13 protein-coding genes are annotated in these 16730 nt (G+C 58.7%); 7 read left to right on the top strand and 6 right to left on the bottom strand.

Annotated elements, in window-relative coordinates; translation table 11 throughout:
- Nucleotides 1-82: 82 nt before the first annotated feature.
- On the top strand, nucleotides 83-1351 hold the full coding sequence (locus OKC27_RS16065; protein WP_182934132.1) for an OmpP1/FadL family transporter: 1269 nt from the start codon (nucleotides 83-85) through the stop codon (nucleotides 1349-1351).
- Nucleotides 1352-1467: 116 nt separating this feature from the next.
- On the top strand, nucleotides 1468-2691 hold the full coding sequence (locus OKC27_RS16060; protein ID WP_042060457.1) for an EAL and HDOD domain-containing protein: 1224 nt from the start codon (nucleotides 1468-1470) through the stop codon (nucleotides 2689-2691).
- Here OKC27_RS16060 and OKC27_RS16055 read toward each other — a convergent pair.
- Nucleotides 2688-3863 (bottom strand): thiolase family protein, encoded by a 1176-nt coding sequence (locus OKC27_RS16055; protein WP_182970991.1) that lies wholly within the window; start codon nucleotides 3861-3863, stop codon nucleotides 2688-2690. The two genes, OKC27_RS16060 and OKC27_RS16055, sit on opposite strands and share 4 nt — an antisense overlap.
- Nucleotides 3864-3985: 122 nt before the next feature.
- Here OKC27_RS16055 and OKC27_RS16050 point away from each other — a divergent pair, with 122 nt between their 5' ends.
- Nucleotides 3986-4378: a MerR family transcriptional regulator gene (locus OKC27_RS16050; RefSeq protein ID WP_005360322.1), complete on the top strand. Its 393-nt coding sequence runs from the start codon at nucleotides 3986-3988 to the stop codon at nucleotides 4376-4378.
- 109 nt (nucleotides 4379-4487) lie between these two features.
- On the opposite strand, the gene rplY is transcribed toward OKC27_RS16050, so the two are convergent.
- The 5 genes from rplY to OKC27_RS16025 all read right to left on the bottom strand — a co-directional run bounded on the left by rplY (nucleotide 4488) and on the right by OKC27_RS16025 (nucleotide 11848).
- Complete coding sequence (gene rplY, locus OKC27_RS16045; protein WP_033136429.1) at nucleotides 4488-4775, bottom strand: 50S ribosomal protein L25; 288 nt, start codon at nucleotides 4773-4775, stop codon at nucleotides 4488-4490.
- A 116-nt stretch (nucleotides 4776-4891) separates the two neighbouring features.
- Complete coding sequence (locus tag OKC27_RS16040; RefSeq protein ID WP_182970990.1) at nucleotides 4892-5770, bottom strand: hypothetical protein; 879 nt, start codon at nucleotides 5768-5770, stop codon at nucleotides 4892-4894.
- 96 nt (nucleotides 5771-5866) lie between these two features.
- On the bottom strand, nucleotides 5867-9793 hold the full coding sequence (hrpA, locus tag OKC27_RS16035; RefSeq protein WP_270806459.1) for an ATP-dependent RNA helicase HrpA: 3927 nt from the start codon (nucleotides 9791-9793) through the stop codon (nucleotides 5867-5869).
- Nucleotides 9794-10033: 240 nt separating this feature from the next.
- Nucleotides 10034-10456 (bottom strand): CBS domain-containing protein, encoded by a 423-nt coding sequence (locus OKC27_RS16030; RefSeq protein ID WP_042060467.1) that lies wholly within the window; start codon nucleotides 10454-10456, stop codon nucleotides 10034-10036.
- A 114-nt stretch (nucleotides 10457-10570) separates the two neighbouring features.
- Entirely contained in the window at nucleotides 10571-11848 is a 1278-nt protein-coding gene (locus OKC27_RS16025; RefSeq protein ID WP_270806458.1) for an HD domain-containing phosphohydrolase, read from the bottom strand.
- Nucleotides 11849-12652: 804 nt separating this feature from the next.
- Here OKC27_RS16025 and OKC27_RS16020 point away from each other — a divergent pair.
- The 4 genes from OKC27_RS16020 to OKC27_RS16005 all read left to right on the top strand — a co-directional run bounded on the left by OKC27_RS16020 (nucleotide 12653) and on the right by OKC27_RS16005 (nucleotide 16686).
- Nucleotides 12653-14191, top strand: coding sequence for an arylsulfatase (locus OKC27_RS16020; RefSeq protein ID WP_270806457.1), 1539 nt, complete (start codon nucleotides 12653-12655; stop codon nucleotides 14189-14191).
- A 148-nt stretch (nucleotides 14192-14339) separates the two neighbouring features.
- Nucleotides 14340-15317 (top strand): AAA family ATPase, encoded by a 978-nt coding sequence (locus OKC27_RS16015; RefSeq protein ID WP_270806456.1) that lies wholly within the window; start codon nucleotides 14340-14342, stop codon nucleotides 15315-15317.
- A gap of 8 nt (nucleotides 15318-15325) precedes the next feature.
- Nucleotides 15326-16312 (top strand): DUF58 domain-containing protein, encoded by a 987-nt coding sequence (locus tag OKC27_RS16010; RefSeq protein ID WP_270806455.1) that lies wholly within the window; start codon nucleotides 15326-15328, stop codon nucleotides 16310-16312.
- Nucleotides 16309-16686, top strand: a complete 378-nt coding sequence (locus OKC27_RS16005) for a DUF4381 domain-containing protein (protein ID WP_270806454.1) — start codon at nucleotides 16309-16311, stop codon at nucleotides 16684-16686. The genes OKC27_RS16010 and OKC27_RS16005 overlap by 4 nt, the downstream gene beginning before the upstream one ends.
- Nucleotides 16687-16730: the final 44 nt, after the last annotated feature.

Raw genomic sequence — 16730 nt, 5'->3', positions numbered from 1 at the left:
TGCCTTGCTGGTCATACCATATAAAATCCTGCCTCCATTCATATGACCTATTTAACCTTCGGGTAACAGCAAGGATTTTGTCATGCATCCCATCATCAAACCGTCCGCCATCGCCCTGCTGGTGATCGCGGGTCAGACCCATGCCGCCGGGTTCCAGCTGGCTGAACAGTCCGCTACAGGCCTGGGACGCGCCTTTGCCGGTGAGGCCGCCATCGCGGATAACGCCAGCGTGCTCTCCCGCAATGCGGCTGCCATGACCCGCTTCAATCAGATGGCGCTCTCTGGCGGCGCCATCTATGTCAGTCCTGATGTCAATATTGAAGGCAACACCCGCTTGCCGACCAAACCCGGCATCGTCACTTCCGATGCCAGTGCACACGATATTGCAGCCGCGGCCTGGGTTCCTAACGCCTATCTCATCATTCCACTCAACGAACAGTGGCGCCTCGGCTTCTCGGCAACCTCTTACTACGGTCTTGGCGTCAAGATGCCGGATAACTACAGCGCCGGACACTTTGGCAATGTCTCCGATATCAAGACCATGGATCTGGGTACCTCACTCGCCTATCGGATCAATGAGATGTGGTCAATCGGTGCCGGGATCTCCGCTATTCAGGGCGAAGGCGAGGTCGGCGGCACCTTCCCCTCTCGCAACCTGATCGCAAAACATCTGCAAGGGGATGGCTGGGCATGGGGCTGGAATGTCGGCACCTTGCTGGAACTGTCGGAGCAAACCCGGCTCGGCCTCTCCTATCGTCACGATGTCAATTTGACGCTCTCGGGTGACGCTATTGTGGGCCGATCCAATGCAGACGGCTCCGTTACCGAGCTCAGAGATACCGGCAGTCTGGATCTGCCACTACCCGCGACGGCAGAATTGGCAGCATTCCATCAACTGACTGACAAACTGGCTCTCCACGGCAGCCTGAACTGGACCAACTGGAGCAAATTCGTTCAGCTGGAAGCTGATCTCAACAATTTGCAGAGCATGCACATCAAGGATGAGCACTGGGAAGATAGCTGGCGCTATGCCGTCGGTATGACCTATCAGGTCACTCCCCAGTGGCAACTGCGCTCCGGAGTGGCCTATGACGCCAGCCCGGTGCCCGCCGATCGTCGAACCATCTCCATCCCGGATGCCGATCGACTCTGGTACAGCCTGGGGATGGGGTATCAGTTCACGCCCAACCTGACCGTGGATCTGGGGCTGACCCTGATCGATGGCAAAAAGGTGGATGTCACCGAAAAAATGGAGCTGCAACCGGGCAATCCGCTGACGACCTCCACCTTCCAGGGCACTTCCGAAGGGGATGCCTGGCTGGCTGGTGCACAATTGAGCTATTTCTTCTAACTTCCTGCCCTGTAGAAAAACGCTATGCCAATTATTGCCTTACTCAATAAGGTGAATACTGGCATAGTGTTCTGCAACACCATAAAATCAACCCAGTACCCATACTGGAGCAAGGCATGTATTCCTACGTAGCAAGACAGCCGATCCTCGACAGAGACCTCAATACCCATGCCTATGAGCTGCTCTTTCGCGATAGTCTGAATAATGTCTTCCCGAGTATCTCATCCCAGCAGGCGACATCACGCCTGGTGGTCGAACAGTTCCTGCAACAGAATATCGATCAGCTGTTGGGGGGCCGCCCCTGCTTTATCAATTTCCCCCACTCACTGCTGCTGGAGGGATTGGCAGAGTGCCTGCCGCCCGAAAAAGTGGTGATCGAAATTCTGGAAGATTCCCCACCGGATGATGCCCTGCTGGAAAAGGTGAAGCAGTTGCACACGCTGGGTTATCAGCTGGCACTCGACGACTTCACCATGTCACCGGATTGGGAACGCTTCCTCCCCTTTATCCACATCATCAAGTTTGATCTGCGCGCCACCTCCCTGCTGCAGATCAAGGTGTTTATCCAGCGGCATCAGACGCTGGGGCTCACCTATCTGGCGGAAAAAGTGGAGGACAAGGCGGAATTCGAGCGGGTCAAACAACTGGGGATCCAGCTTTTCCAGGGCTTTTTCTTCAGTCGCCCCGAGATGGTCAAGCAAGCGACCATGGAGCCGGCGCAGGTCGTGGTGATGCAGTTGCTCAATGTGGTCAACGAGACAGAGCCTGATATCAACAAGATTGAACAACTACTCGGGCAGGATATCTCCCTCTCCCTCAAGCTGCTGCGCTACGTCAACCACCTCAAAGGCCACACCAACCCCATCTCGTCATTTCGCCAGGCCGCCATCTATCTGGGCAACACCCAGCTAAAGCGTTTTGTCTCGCTGGTGGCGGCAACCAGTGCAGGCAAGGGCAAGAGCGCCGAGCTCTACCAGATGTCGATGATCCGAGCCCGATTCTGTGAGCTGCTGGCCCATGCTCACGCCCCGACCCAACAGGCACAACAGGCCTTTATCACCGGTCTCTTCTCACTGCTGGATGTGCTGATGGAGCAGCCGATGGACAAGCTGCTGGGCACAATCCCCCTTATTGAAGATATTCGGCTGGCGCTGCTGGAACGCAAAGGCAATCTCGGTTTCTACCTCGCGTTTTGTGAAGATTACGAAAATGCCAACTGGTCAAGAGTCACTGCCAGAACCGCAAAGTTAGGGCTCAACGAGGATAAGGTGAGTCACCTCTATCTGGCCGCCACCACCTGGGTCAACGAACAATTGCTGGCGATGGAAGCCACAGACTAATTTGTCTCGTCATGCACCTCGACCGCGATGGCGGTCGCCTCCCCACCACCGATACAGAGCGCGGCCACGCCCCGCCGCAAACCCCGTTGCCGCAGCGCGGCGATCAGCGTCACCAGAATGCGCGCGCCACTCGCCCCCAGCGGATGACCGAGCGCACAGGCCCCGCCATGCACATTGACCTTGTGATGAGGGATGCCGACCCCGCTCATGGCGAGCATTGTGACCATGGCAAAGGCCTCGTTGATCTCGAACAGATCCACCTCCTCCACCGACCATGCCAGACGCGCAAGCAGCCGTGAGATGGCGCCAATGGGTGCGGAGGTAAATTCGGCGGGCAATGCCGCATGGCTCTGATAACCGACAATCCGTGCCAGCACAGGTATCTGCCAGGCTTGTGCCGTGGCGCCATCCATCAATATCAGCGCCGCCGCACCGTCCGAGATGGAACTCGAATTGGCCGCCGTAATGGTACCCTCCTTGCCAAACGCAGGCTTCAGGGTCGGGATCTTCTCCGGTCTGCCCTTGCCCGGTTGTTCGTCCTCAGCCAGCAACACGCGATCACCACGATAAACGCTTGTCAGCTCGGACAAAAACGCACCGGCTTGCTGTGCATCGCGGGCACGCTGCAATGACGCAAGGGCAAACTCATCCATGGCACTGCGGGTCAAACCAGCCTGATCGGCGCTGCGCTGGGCATGTATCCCCATCAGCTGGCCATCATAGGCATCTTGCAAACCGTCGAGGAAGAGGTGATCCAGCACCTTTTGATGCCCCATCCGAAAGCCGCTGCGGGCATTATCCAGCAGATAGGGGGCACGACTCATGCTTTCCATCCCCCCCGCCACCACCACCCGGTTATCCCCCAGACGAATGGTATCCGCCGCCAGCATCACCGCCTTCATGCCAGAGCCGCACACCTTGTTGATCGTGGTAGCGGGCACACCATCTGGCAGCCCCGCTTTCAACAGCGCCTGCCTGGCGGGTGCTTGCCCCACACCCGCCGCCAGCACATTGCCCATAAACACTTCATCGACCTGCTCCGGACGCAGCCCGCTTTGCTGCAGTGCCGCCTCGATGGCACAGGCTCCCAACTCAGGCGCCGTCACCTCCGCCAATGCCCCCTGAAATGCCCCCATGGGAGTCCGTTTTGCCGCAACAATTGCAATATCCATTTGCCAGCCTCTGTTTGTTACATGGCCATAACATATGGGTTCTGACGCGATGGAACAAGAGTTGCAGTGCAGTTTACGTTTAGGTAAGGTGCAGACAGGATTTAGTTCGCCAAGAAGTCTGTATGAACAACAAGGATGAAGGACGGCGCTTCAGCATCAGTGAGCTGGCCCGGGAATTTGATATTACAACGCGCAGTATCCGTTTCTACGAGGATCAGGGGTTGCTCAATCCCGCCAGAGAGGGACAGACCCGCATTTACAGCAAGCAGGATCGGGTTCGCCTCAAGCTCACCCTGCGCGGCAAGCGGCTCGGGTTCAGCCTTGCCGAGATCCGCGAGCTGTTCGATCTCTATGATGCCGACAAAAGCAGCCGCACCCAGCTGCAGACCATGCTGGGACTGGTTGAGGAGAAACGGGAGACACTGCAACAGCAGATGGAAGATATCAGGATGGTACTGCTGGAGCTGGATGCCGCCGAGCAGCGCTGTCAACAGGCGCTGAGCCAGCTGGGATAACCGGCTTGCGGTAGCTGATCAGGCAGCCCTTTCAGCCCGCACACCAGATGCCAGATAGCAAAAAGCCACTCCTGAGAGTGGCTTTTTTTTTCAACCTGACGGTTCGCTATTAAACGCGAACGAAGTCCAGGTGGATCAGCTTGTAACGTACCGGGTGACGCTGGATAGCTTTCACTTTTACGTTAACTTCTTCACCGTTGATAACCAGAGTCAGTACAGACTCATAGAATTCCGGCTTCTCTTGAGCCAGAACCATTTTCTTGTGGTCAACAGTGATGGACAGGGCTTCTTTGCCTGCACCGTAAACGATGGCAGGAACTTGGTCAGCTTGACGCAGGCGGCGGCTCGCACCTTTCCCCAGGTCAGAACGGACTTCAGCTTGGAATACGAAAGACATAGTGTGTATCTCTTTTGGATGAATTTATGGTGCTAACTGCGACCGGTCAGCACCTCGCAAAACGAGCGCGAATACTACCACGGGCCAAATTCGGATACAAGGTACCGACTCTGCATTTAGCGCCCCTGCTCCAGCCGAGCAAATTGCTGCTGACGCTGGGCCGGGCTCAGGGCATCAAACTGCGCAAGGGTCTCGGCGCGCGGGCAGTAAAGACCCTCCCCCGTTCTGACCCGAATGCTCTTGCCAAGCCGCGGTTGATTCTCCGCCACCAGCGCCAGCAAATAGCTGTAAGTATCGACCCCCTGGGCACTGGAGAGCTGATTGGCAATGCGCCACAGGGTCTCCCCTGCCGCGACCTGATGACACACGGTTTGTGGGCCACCGGCTGCCGGATCCGAGAGGGTGAGCATGGCGTCACTGCCAGCGGATAAGCTGGCCGTGCTGCTGGCGAGCGCCATTCCCCCCCCACTCATCTCCCCTGCGCCACTCATCCCCGCGGTGCGAAACGTCACGCCTAGCTGAGCCAGCAGAGGTTCGCTCTCGTCGGTGTCGGTGGGAATATCGACACCACCGAACGCGTCTTGGGGTGTGCGGAACTCGGCAATAAAAGGCGCGATGGATTGCGCGCTATAACCAGGGAAACCACTGCCCTGCTGCACGATTGCACCAGCCGCAACCGCCTGGCCCGGGGCTACCCCGTAAGCCATCTCGTCGATGCGCCGCAGCCTTGCCAGATAGGTTTTGGAGAGCTGCGCCTCCCCCTCGAACAGATCGAAAGGAGGCACCAGCCGGGCGGGAAAGAGGATCTGCCAGCGACCATGCTTCTGCTTCTGGGCCAGCGGCGGGAACTGATTGCCACGCCAGGCCACAAACATCGCAGGCGGCATGCGCGCCAACGGGTAATATTCCGGGTTCAACTGCACCCAGGTTTGTTCCGCGATAGGTTGGTAACCGCTGATCACCACCTGCGCCACACTCAACCAGATCCCCAGCATCCTTGCCTCCCTCACTTGCGGTTTGAAGGGCGCCAGCTGCCTGGCAACCCCTTCTCATCACGCGCTATCGTGCTGTTAAAACAGTTAGATAGCAGCTTAGCACTGAGCGATGGCGTTAAGCACCCGTTTATCGGAGACCGGATACGGAGTCCCCAGATTCTGGGCAAAGAACGACACCCGCAGCTCCTCGATCATCCAGCGGATGTTGGCTACTTCGGCCGGGATCAGCTGGGATTTGGGGATCTTGGCGAGCAGCGCCTTGTACTCGGACTCCACACTCTGCACCTTGAGCATGTAGACCCGATCCCGATTGGGATCGATGGCCAGCTTCTCCAGACGTCGCTCGATGGCACGCAGATAGCGCAGCAAGTCAGGCAGTCGCTGCCAACCGGTCTCTGTGACGAAGCCCTTGTGGATCAAATTGCTCAGCTGCAGCTGGATATCCGACATGGCAAAGGCGGTGTCGAGCTGCATCTTGCCCTTGAGCCGCTTCTTGATCTCATGGGAGAGGGTAAGTACGGCTTCCACCTGCTTGGCCACCTCCACCACCGCATCGTTGAGCTCGGCGCGAACGTACTCCTTGAGCGCCTCGAAACCGGCTTCGTCCCAGGCCAGCCCGCCATGCTGCTCGATCAGCTTGTCGCAGCCACAGGCGATACAGTCGTCAATCAATTCGGCAACCTTGCCAAACGGGTTGAAATAGAGCCCCAGCTTGGCCTTGTTGGGCAACTTCTCCTGCAGGTATTTAATGGGAGATGGCACATTGAGCAGCACCAGTCGGCGCTGGCCGGCCCACATCAGCTGTTGCTGAGCCACCGGGCTCTCTACCAACTGGATGGAGACCGAATCTTTCTCATCCACCAGCGCCGGATAGGCTTTCACTTCGAAACCACCGCGCTTCTGGCTGTACTCCTGCGGTAACTCGCCAAAGCTCCACAGGGTGAGGCCGGACTGCTCGATATCGTCGTCCGCCACTTGTGACAGGGTCTCCTGCACCTTGCCGCGCAGGGATTCTTTCAGCGCCTCAAGATCTTTGCCTTCCGCCACCTTCTTGTGCTTGTCATCGACCACCCGGAAGGTGAGTTTCAGGTGATCGGGCACCGCATTCCAGTCCCAGGATTCGCGAGGTACAGTGACACCGGTCATGCGGCGCAGTTGGCGCTCCATCTCGTCCAGCAGCGGCCCCTGCTCGGGATTGAGGGTGGCGAGCAGCGCGTCGGCGTAGTTCGGCGCCGGCACGAAGTTCTTGCGCATCGGCTTGGGCATCGACTTGATGAGAGCGACCAGCAACTCATGCCGCAGCCCGGGGATCAGCCATTCGAACCCCTTCACATCCACCTGATTCAAGAGTGGCAGCGGAATATGCAGGGTGACGCCATCGGCGGCCTCCCCCGGTTCAAACTGGTAGCTCAGCTTGAGCTTGAGGCGCCCCTGCTGCCAGAAGTTGGGGTAGTCGAGATCGCTGATATGGGCCGCATCCCCCTTCATCAGCATCTCTTTTTCGAAGTTGAGCAGCTCGGGATCCTGCTTTTGCGCCTCTTTCCACCACTTGTCGAAGTGGCGGGCGGAGATCACCTCCTCCGGCAGGCGGGCATCGTAGAAGCGGAACAGATCCTCGTCATCCACCAGAATGTCGCGACGCCGGGATTTGTGCTCCAGCGCTTCCACCTCGGCCAACAGCTTGCGGTTATCGCTAAAGAAACGGTGGCGGGTCTCGAAATCCCCCTCCACCAGCGCGCGGCGGATAAACAGCTCGCGGCACAGTGCCGGATCGAGGCGGCTGAAGTTGATGGTGCGCTCATTGACCAGCGTCAGGCCATAAAGCGTCACCTTCTCCTTGGCCATCACGGCGCCATTTTTCTTCGACCAGTGGGGGTCGCTGTGGTGCAGCTTGATGAGGTGACCCGCCAGCGGCTCCACCCATTCCGGCTCAATCCGGGCGTTGATGCGGGCGTATAGACGCGAGGTCTCTACCAATTCTGCGGCCATCACCCACTTGGGCGGCTTCTTGAACAGGCCCGATGCCGGGAACAGGTGGAAGCGGCCGTTGCGGGCGCCAAGGAACTCCGGCTTTTCCAGATCCTTGTTGCCGATGTGGCTCAAGAGGCCGGTCAGCAGCGCGCAGTGTACCGTCTTGAAATCCGCCGGTTCATGGTTGGCTTTAAAACCAAGCTCTTTCACCGTCTGGCGCAGCTGGAAATGAATGTCCTGCCATTCGCGCACCCGCAGGTAGGAGAGAAACTCCTTCTGGCACATGCGGCGGAACGGGTTGCTGCCAAGGAGATCCTGCTGCTCTTTCAGGTAGTTCCACAGATTGACGAAGGCGAGGAAGTCGGAATCCTTGTCTTCAAAGCGTCTGTGTTGCTCGTCGGCGGCCTGCTTCTTCTCCATGGGCCGCTCGCGAGGATCCTGAATACTGAGGCCCGCGGTGATCACCATCACTTCGCTCAGGCAGCCGGTTTGCGCCGCCGTGATCACCATCTTTGCCAAGCGTGGATCAAGGGGGATGCGCGAGAGCTGGCGACCGGTTTCGGTCAGCTGCAGTTTCGACTCCTGATCCCGGGTGCCAGGCAGCTCTTTGACCGCCTCCAATTCTTTGAGCAGGGTCAGGCCATCCTTGATATGGCGTGACTCAGGTGGCTCGACGAACGGGAACGCCTCCATATTGCCAAGGCCAAGCGCCAGCATCTGCAGGATGACGGACGCCAGGTTGGTACGCAGGATCTCGGGGTCGGTAAAGGCCGGGCGGTTGTTGAAATCCTCCTCGGAGTAGAGGCGGATACAGATACCGTCCGCTACCCGGCCGCAGCGACCTTTACGCTGGTTGGCACTGGCCTGGGAGACCGGCTCGATAGGCAGGCGCTGCACCTTGGTGCGCCAGGAGTAGCGGCTGATACGGGCGGTACCCGGATCGATGACGTAGCGAATGCCCGGTACCGTCAGCGAGGTCTCCGCCACGTTGGTGGCCAGCACGATGCGCCGACCTGCGTGTTGCTGGAACACCTTGTTCTGCTCGGCGTTGGAGAGGCGGGCGTAGAGCGGCAACACCTCGGTATCGCGCAGGTTGAGCTTGCGCAGGGCATCGGCAGTATCGCGGATCTCCCGCTCGCCGTTCATGAAGATGAGGATATCCCCCAACCCTTCGCGGGCCAGCTCCTCCACCGCATCGAAGATCCCCTGCAGCTCGTCACGCTCCTCCAGCGCCTCACTCTTGTCTGCACTCTTGTCGCCGCTCTTTTTATCAGCAAACAGCGGGCGATAGCGCACCTCTACCGGATAAGTACGGCCGGAGACTTCGATCACCGGCGCCTTGTTGAAATGACGGGAGAAACGCTGCGGGTCGATGGTGGCCGAGGTGATGATCACCTTGAGATCGGGGCGCCGTGGCAACAGTTGTTTGAGGTAGCCCAGAATGAAGTCGATGTTGAGGCTGCGCTCATGGGCCTCATCGATGATGATGGTGTCGTACTGGGTGAGCATCCGATCGTTCTGGATCTCCGCCAGCAGAATACCGTCAGTCATCAGCTTGATGTGGGTCTGCTCGCTCACCTGATCGGTAAAGCGCACCTTGTAACCCACGTAGTGGCCGAGTTCGGACGCCATCTCTTCGGCAATACGGGCCGCCACGGTGCGGGCCGCCAGACGGCGCGGCTGGGTGTGGCCGATAAAGCCCTTCACCCCGCGCCCCAGCGCCAGACAGATCTTGGGGATCTGGGTGGTTTTGCCCGAGCCGGTTTCACCGGCGATGATCACCACCTGATGTTCACTGATCGCCTTGGCGATCTCCGCCTGCTTCTGGCTGACCGGCAGGTTGTCCGGATAGGTGACCCTGGGTACACCGGCCAGACGGGCTTGATAGCGCGCTTGCGCGGCATCCAGATCGGCGGCGATGGTCTCCAGCACGGCGGCCTGTTTGCCTTCAGGCAGCTTCTTGACCCCGTGCAGACGGCTGGAGAGGCGGCGGGCGTCGAGATTCATGCAGGCAGAGAGACGGCGGCGCAGCGCCTCGATAGAGAGAGACAAGGTACGAATTCCTTAAATAGGTGCCCAGAGGGGCCATATCGATAAGCTGGGAGCGATCCTAAAGAGCGAGTGGGGACGGTGCAAGCCTTAACGTAGTGCAAGGCATGGGAATGCAGCGTGATTGGCCGATCCTCATTCCTGGAAAAACGTTCTTGGTAAGATGGCATAACATGAAAAGTGTGCGGTTTCCCAAATAATCAAGGCAAGCCGCAGCTTGCCTTGGAAGAGAGGGAAAGAGGATCAACCGTGAGTGTTGTGGACAAAACAGGTGGTGAGCTGGGCGTGAATGGCCTGCATCACGTTGTGGCGATTGATGACCCCGAGCAGGCGTCCCTCCTCTACCACCGGATAGATCTTCGGCTTTTGACCCATCATCATCTCTGCCAGGGTCAAAATGCTGGTATCGGGCCTCACCGTCAGCACCTCTTTGCGCATCACATCCTTGACCTGTGCCACCTGCTCGCAGTGGTAGGCCTCTTTGAGCATCACGGCGATGCAATCCTGCTCGGAGATCCAGCCGATCAGATGGCCCTTTTCATCCACCACCGGGCCCCCCAGCTGATGGCTGTTCAGAAATTTTTCGACCGCAGATTGCACCATCATGTCGGCTGTGAAGGTGATGGGTCTGCTCTGCATATAATCCTTGGCTTTTAGCGATTCCATATCTGTCCCCTAATGGTCATTCAAGCTCTCTTCTGCATACCGATACGGCATTCTTCACGGCTTGTTCCAAGCATAGCTGGCTCACTGCAAGATGGTTCAGTGACCAAGCCTCCCTCAACTTATTGCATGCACCTCCTCGCGAGTCGGGATCGCCGCCATCATCATCTGCGGCAGGTGGTCAGCCAGCACCGCCACCACGGCGGGATCGACCCGTCCCTGATCCGCCAGTTGTTGCAAAAAGGCCAACGCATCACGAGCTGGCAACCCGCGCCGATAAGGCCGGTCCTGCACCATCGCCTGAAAGATATCGGCCACCCGCAAAATACGCGCTTCCGGCGCCATGGCTGATGCTGGCAGATGGAACGGATAGCCCTCCCCGTCCGGCTCCTCATGGTGATAGGCCGCCCAGCAGGCAATCTCTTCAAATCCCTCGATGTGGCGCAGGATCTGGTAGGTCTCGAAGCTGTGTGCCTTGATGACGGCACGCTCCTCTTTCGTCAGGCTGGCAGGCTTGTCGAGGATCTCGTCCGGGACCCTGAGCTTGCCCAGATCGTGCAATAACCCGGCGATCTCCAGCATGTCGCAGTGGATGGCACCCACCCCCATCTGTTCCGCCAACGCACGAGACAAGCGACTCACCCCGAGAGAGTGGGTCATGGTAAAGGGGCTCTTGGCATCGACGATGCCGGAGAAGATCCGCGCCAGCGCTTTCAGCTCCCCGTTCGAGGTCAGACAGGGCTTCCGCACCTGCAACATCTCCAGCATGTAGTCATTGATGGATCGAGCCTCCAACTGCAACCAGAATGCCTCCGAGCAGGATGCCTTGAGGAAGGCATCCACCAGTTCTGGGGCAAAGAACTCGTCACGACAATCCTGCAGCCGTGCGCGGATCTCGTCGGTGTGCATCAACAGCGATCCGTCTGCGTAATGAGGGGCCGCCAGCGCATCACAGCGATCCACCAGAAAGATAAGGTTGGCCTGACGGGCTACTTGGGGATCCAGATCCGTCAGCTCGCGCAGCTGGTGCCAATGGGTATGGTGATGACGGATGGGCAGCGCCAACGGGGCCAGCAAACGGAAATCCTTGAGCAGCTGATACCCCACCTCACAGTGGTGCTGGGAGGACTCCCAATCGAACTCGCTGACCAGATGGTGATGGGTGGTAGTCGAGGAGACACCGATATCGTGCAACACCCCGAGCTCGAACAGCAGACAGCGCTCGGCCTCACTCATCCCCAGAAACCGACTGCACTCGGCGGCCATGATCCCGACGCGTTTACCGTGGGCCACATCGCCAATGCCCACCAAGTCCAGCGAGGCTGACAGGGCATAAACCACCTGTCTGAGATCTACTTGCAACGAAAAGGGGGCTGCGCGTTGTACTCTGTCCATGATCCGTATCCCATGGGATGTGATAGTTGAAGGTTGGAGTCGTTTTGCTCCTTACTATCTATCAATTTAGTCAATAGCACGCGCCTTTGCCTCACCCTTTTCGGCGGATATCGGCCCCAACATTCACAAACTCGCACTCACACTGAAGCGCACAGCTTGCGATAAACCGCATTCTCAATCTGTCCATTATTTTTCAGTTAAATAATGAAAGTGCTAGGCAACCTGCTCGATGGCTAACTGACTCATATTTAAAAACGCGGGCGAGCTTAATAAACCACCACCCTGCTTTGCTTAAGTGTCAGTTAATTTAAATTAAAGTGTCGCTCTGGCAAAAACACCCAATAAACACGGCTGTTTATTTCCCCTGATTTGAATACCGCTTTATTACCCGAGATGTGAGCCCTGTCACCCCGCCCATTAAGCAGCACCCGTTAACGACAGGGCCCCACACCGCCCGTGCCCCTTGTGTTGTATGGGGTAGTGCTCCCAAACAGGCTAAAAACACACCGGATAACCACCAGTTATATTCGCTATAAGGCGACAGGGAGATAACCGCTCAATAGAGTGAGACTGTTGAACGCTGTTTTGTGGAAACTGATAGGTCAACCCGACGGACTTCGCCCCGCTATTTTCCGGTCAAGGTGAGCTACGAGATAACACCACGCCTGCCTATGTTATTGGTGATGGCTGATATTTCCGCCCTGTCGATAGGTATTCCCGGTTTTCATCAGACCGCTTTGTGTAAACATTCACATCAGATTAGGAGTTGAGCCAATAATGGCCATTAATTTAAACAAAATAGCAATGAGCCTTGCATTAATGGCCACTGCCGGGAGTGCCGCAGCCGCCGCCAAACCCAACATTCTTGCGATCATGGGTGATGACATCGGCTACTGGAACATCAGCGCCTACAACCAGGGCATGATGGGCTACCAGACCCCGAACCTCGACCGTATCGCCAGCGAAGGTGCGGTCTTTACCGATCATTACGGTCAGCAATCCTGTACCGCCGGTCGCGCCGCCTTTATCACCGGTGAAGAGCCGTTCCGTACCGGTCTGTTGACCATCGGCATGCCGGGCTCTACCCAAGGTATTGCGGAGTGGACTCCCACCATCGGTGATCTGCTCAAGGAGCAGGGTTACATGACCGCTCAGTTCGGCAAGAACCACCTGGGTGACCGTGACCAGCATCTGCCGACCAAGCACGGCTTCGACGAGTTTTTCGGTAACCTCTACCACCTGAACGCGGAAGAGGAGCCGGAAACTTACTACTACCCGAAAGATCCGGAATTCAAGAAGAAGTACGGCCCGCGTGGCGTGATCAAGGCCTCTGCTGACGGCAAGATTGAAGATACCGGCCCCATGACCCGCAAGCGCATGGAGCATGCTGACGAAGAGTTCCTCGAATCCACTCTGGCGTTCATGGATAAAGCGGTCAAGGCCAAGAAGCCTTTCTTTATCTGGCACAACGCCACCCGTATGCACGTCTGGACCCGCCTGCAAGAGAAGTATCAGGGCAAATCCGGCGTCAGCATCTATGCCGACGGCATGCTGGAGCACGATGACCACGTAGGTATCCTGCTCAACAAGCTGGACGAGCTGGGTGTCGCCAACAACACCATCGTGATCTACACCACCGACAACGGCGCCGAAACAGCGACCTGGCCGGATGGCGGTACCACCCCGTTCTACGGCGAGAAGGGCACCACCTGGGAAGGCGGAATGCGAGTGCCCCAGCTGGTTCGCTGGCCGGGCGTGATCAAGCCGGGCACCAAGGTCAACGCCATGATGGCACACCAGGACTGGATGCCGACCCTGCTGGCTGCCGCCGGTGTACCTGACGTGAAAGAGAAGCTGGCCAAAGGCTACAAGGCCAACGGCAAAGAGTGGCGCGTCCACCTGGACGGCTACAACTTCATGCCGTACCTGTCTGGTAAAACCGAGACTGCACCGCGCAACTCCATGCTCTACTTCTCTGCCAACGGCGAGCTGAACGCCGTGCGCTGGAATGACTTCAAACTGAACTTCGCCACCATGCAGGGCAACATCTCCGATGCCACCCGCGAGATCCCGAACTGGCCGCAAATCATCAACCTGCGCGCCGACCCGTTCGAGAAGGCACCGCACGAGTCAGGCATGTACATGCGCTGGATGGGTGACAACATGTGGCTGTTCGTCCCGGTACAGGGCATCCTGAAAGGGTTCTTCGACACCCTGCCAGGCTACCCGATGCAGCAGAGCTTCCAGATGAACCCGGCCACCATCAGCTCTCAGAGCCTGATGCTGCAGGGCAAGCTGGCAGAGCTGGACGCACTCAAGCAAAAAGTCGCCACCATCAAGTAAGGTGCTGACGCCAACGCCCATCAATGTATTGATGGGCGTTTTCACTTTCCGCACCGCTCCCCCCGAACCGTGCGGAAAGTGAAAACCGGTTGGCGCCCCTGCCAGCCCCCTCGCTTTGCCTCGTTATACGCACTCAGTGGAAACCGCTATGAACCCCTTGCAACAACAGATCTCTCAACTCATCGAACAGGTTGGTCAAAGCGTGGTCGGCCAGTCCCATGTGATCCGCGCCCTGGTCATCGGCCTGCTGACCAATAGCCATGTGCTGCTCGAAGGTCTGCCCGGTACCGCCAAGACCCGCTCGGTCAAGGCGCTGGCCGAGGCGCTCAACGCCAGCTTTGGCCGCATTCAGTTCACCCCCGATCTGCTCCCCTCCGATGTGACCGGCACCGAGATGTATCAGGAGCACGAGGGGGCCCACCAGTTGCGCTTCCAGCAAGGCCCCATCTTCAACAGCATCGTACTGGCCGACGAGGTGAACCGCGCTCCCGCCAAGGTGCAGGCCGCGCTGCTCGAAGCGATGGCCGAGGGCACCGTCACCGTCGGTGACAAGAGCCACCGCCTGCCGGAACTCTTTATGGTGCTGGCCACCCAGAACCCCATCGAGCAGGAGGGCACCTATCCGCTGCCGGAAGCCCAGATGGACCGCTTCGCCCTCAAGGTGTCGGTGGCCTATCCCGACGACGAGGCCGAACTGGCGATCATTCGGCTGGTGCGGGCCGAAGAGCGTGGCAACCGCCAACAGGGTGCACATTTCGCCCCCCTCTCCCCCGAGCTGATCCTGCAGGCCCGGGCCGAGCTCTCGGCCATGACTATCTCGCCGCTGGTGGAGCACTACATCATCGCGCTGGTGATGGCAACCCGCCATCCCGACCGCTATCCAGACGCCGATCTGGCGCAGTGGCTTGCGGTCGGCGCCAGCCCCCGCGCCTCCATCGCGCTCGACAAGTGCGCCCGCGCCTATGCCTGGCTGCAAGGGCGCAATCACGTGCTGCCCGACGATGTGCGCGCCATGGTGCCCAGCGTACTCGGCCACCGCTTTACCCTCAGTTATGACGCGCTGGCACAAGGGGTGGATCACCAGCAGGTGGTGATGGCGCTGCTCGATCACGTCGTCATCGGATAAGTGACGCCATGAATCCTCGCACCTTATCTCATGACGGGCTGACCCATGGCGGACAGCCGCCCGGTGGCGATCCACGCATTCATTGTGATTACCTGACGCTGGTGCGGCTGCAGGGACTGGTCGGCCAGTTTTCCCTGTTACCACGGCTCAATAGCGGCAGTGTGCTATGCGGCCGCCATCAGTCCCGTTTTCGCGGCCGGGGCCTCAACTTCGAGGAGCTGCGCCACTACCAGCAGGGGGATGACATTCGCACCCTGGACTGGAAAGTGACCCTGCGTACCGGTCGCCCCCATGTGCGCAGCTACAGCGAAGAGAAAGATCGCCACGTGATCCTCTGTGTCGATCAGCGCAGCAGCATGTTCTTCTCCTCGGTGGAGGTGATGAAGTCGGTGGTGGCCGCCGAAGCGGCCGCCCTGCTCGGCTGGCAGGTACTGAAAGAGAACGATCGGGTCGGGCTCGCCATTCTGCGCTGCGACGGCGTGGAGTGGCTGCGTGGCCAGCGATCCCGTGGCCACTGGCTGGCGAGGTTGCGCCAGCTATGCGCCGCCAATCATGCCCTCTCGGTGACCAGCCATGACAGCGAGGCGGGCGGGCTGGGTTCGCTGCTGGCGATGTTGGGCCGCCTCAAGTTGAAAAATGCCACCCTGATCTTTCTCAGCGACTGGGCCGGCGTCACCGAGGCCGAGCTGACCCGCCTCAACTACTTGCAGCAGCACAACGATGTGCTGGCCCTGCATATTGCCGATCCTCTCGAAGCGACGCTCTCGACAACCACCACCGCCAATGCTCCCTGGGTGGTCGGGGATGGTCAGTACCAGCTCAATATCGCCCCCCATCAGTTACCCATGCTGGATCAGGGGCTGACTCGCCAGCAACAGCTGAAAAAAGATCAACTGGTGCGCTTGATGGCGCTCAAGGGCTTGCCACTCATCAGCCTCGACACCAGTGGCCACCACCTCGCCCATCTCATTACCGCCTTGGGAGGAACTCAGTGACGATCCACAAGCTACCCGGCACCTATATGCTGCGCGAATTGCAGGATGTGACCGTGCCTGACGCCATCAGCTGGCAACCGCAAACCGCAGGCTGGCTGCTGCTTGCCCTGCTCCTGGGCGCGCTGGCGCTGCTCTGGCTCTATCACAGGGTGCAGCGCTGGTGGCAGCAGCGCTACCGCCGTGAAGCACTGGCGGCCCTGCGCGCCCTCAACTGGTCTGATGCCGGGGCCAGTCTGGGGCTGTTTCATATCATCAAGGCGGTGTTGACCCACCTTGATCCCCGGCACGCCAAACTGTTTGGCATGGCCCTGCTGCAGACCCTCGACAACGCCCTGCCCGATCCAGGGCGGGAGCACACTTTGTTGATATTTTAACCAAAGAATAACTGAGCCCGATAGTCGTCATTCCAGCCGGCTCT

This window comes from Aeromonas sp. QDB62 (assembly GCF_027705695.1).
In the GTDB taxonomy this organism is placed as follows: Bacteria; Pseudomonadota; Gammaproteobacteria; order Enterobacterales; family Aeromonadaceae; genus Aeromonas; species Aeromonas allosaccharophila.
This window is presented reverse-complemented; position numbering and strand designations above follow the sequence as displayed.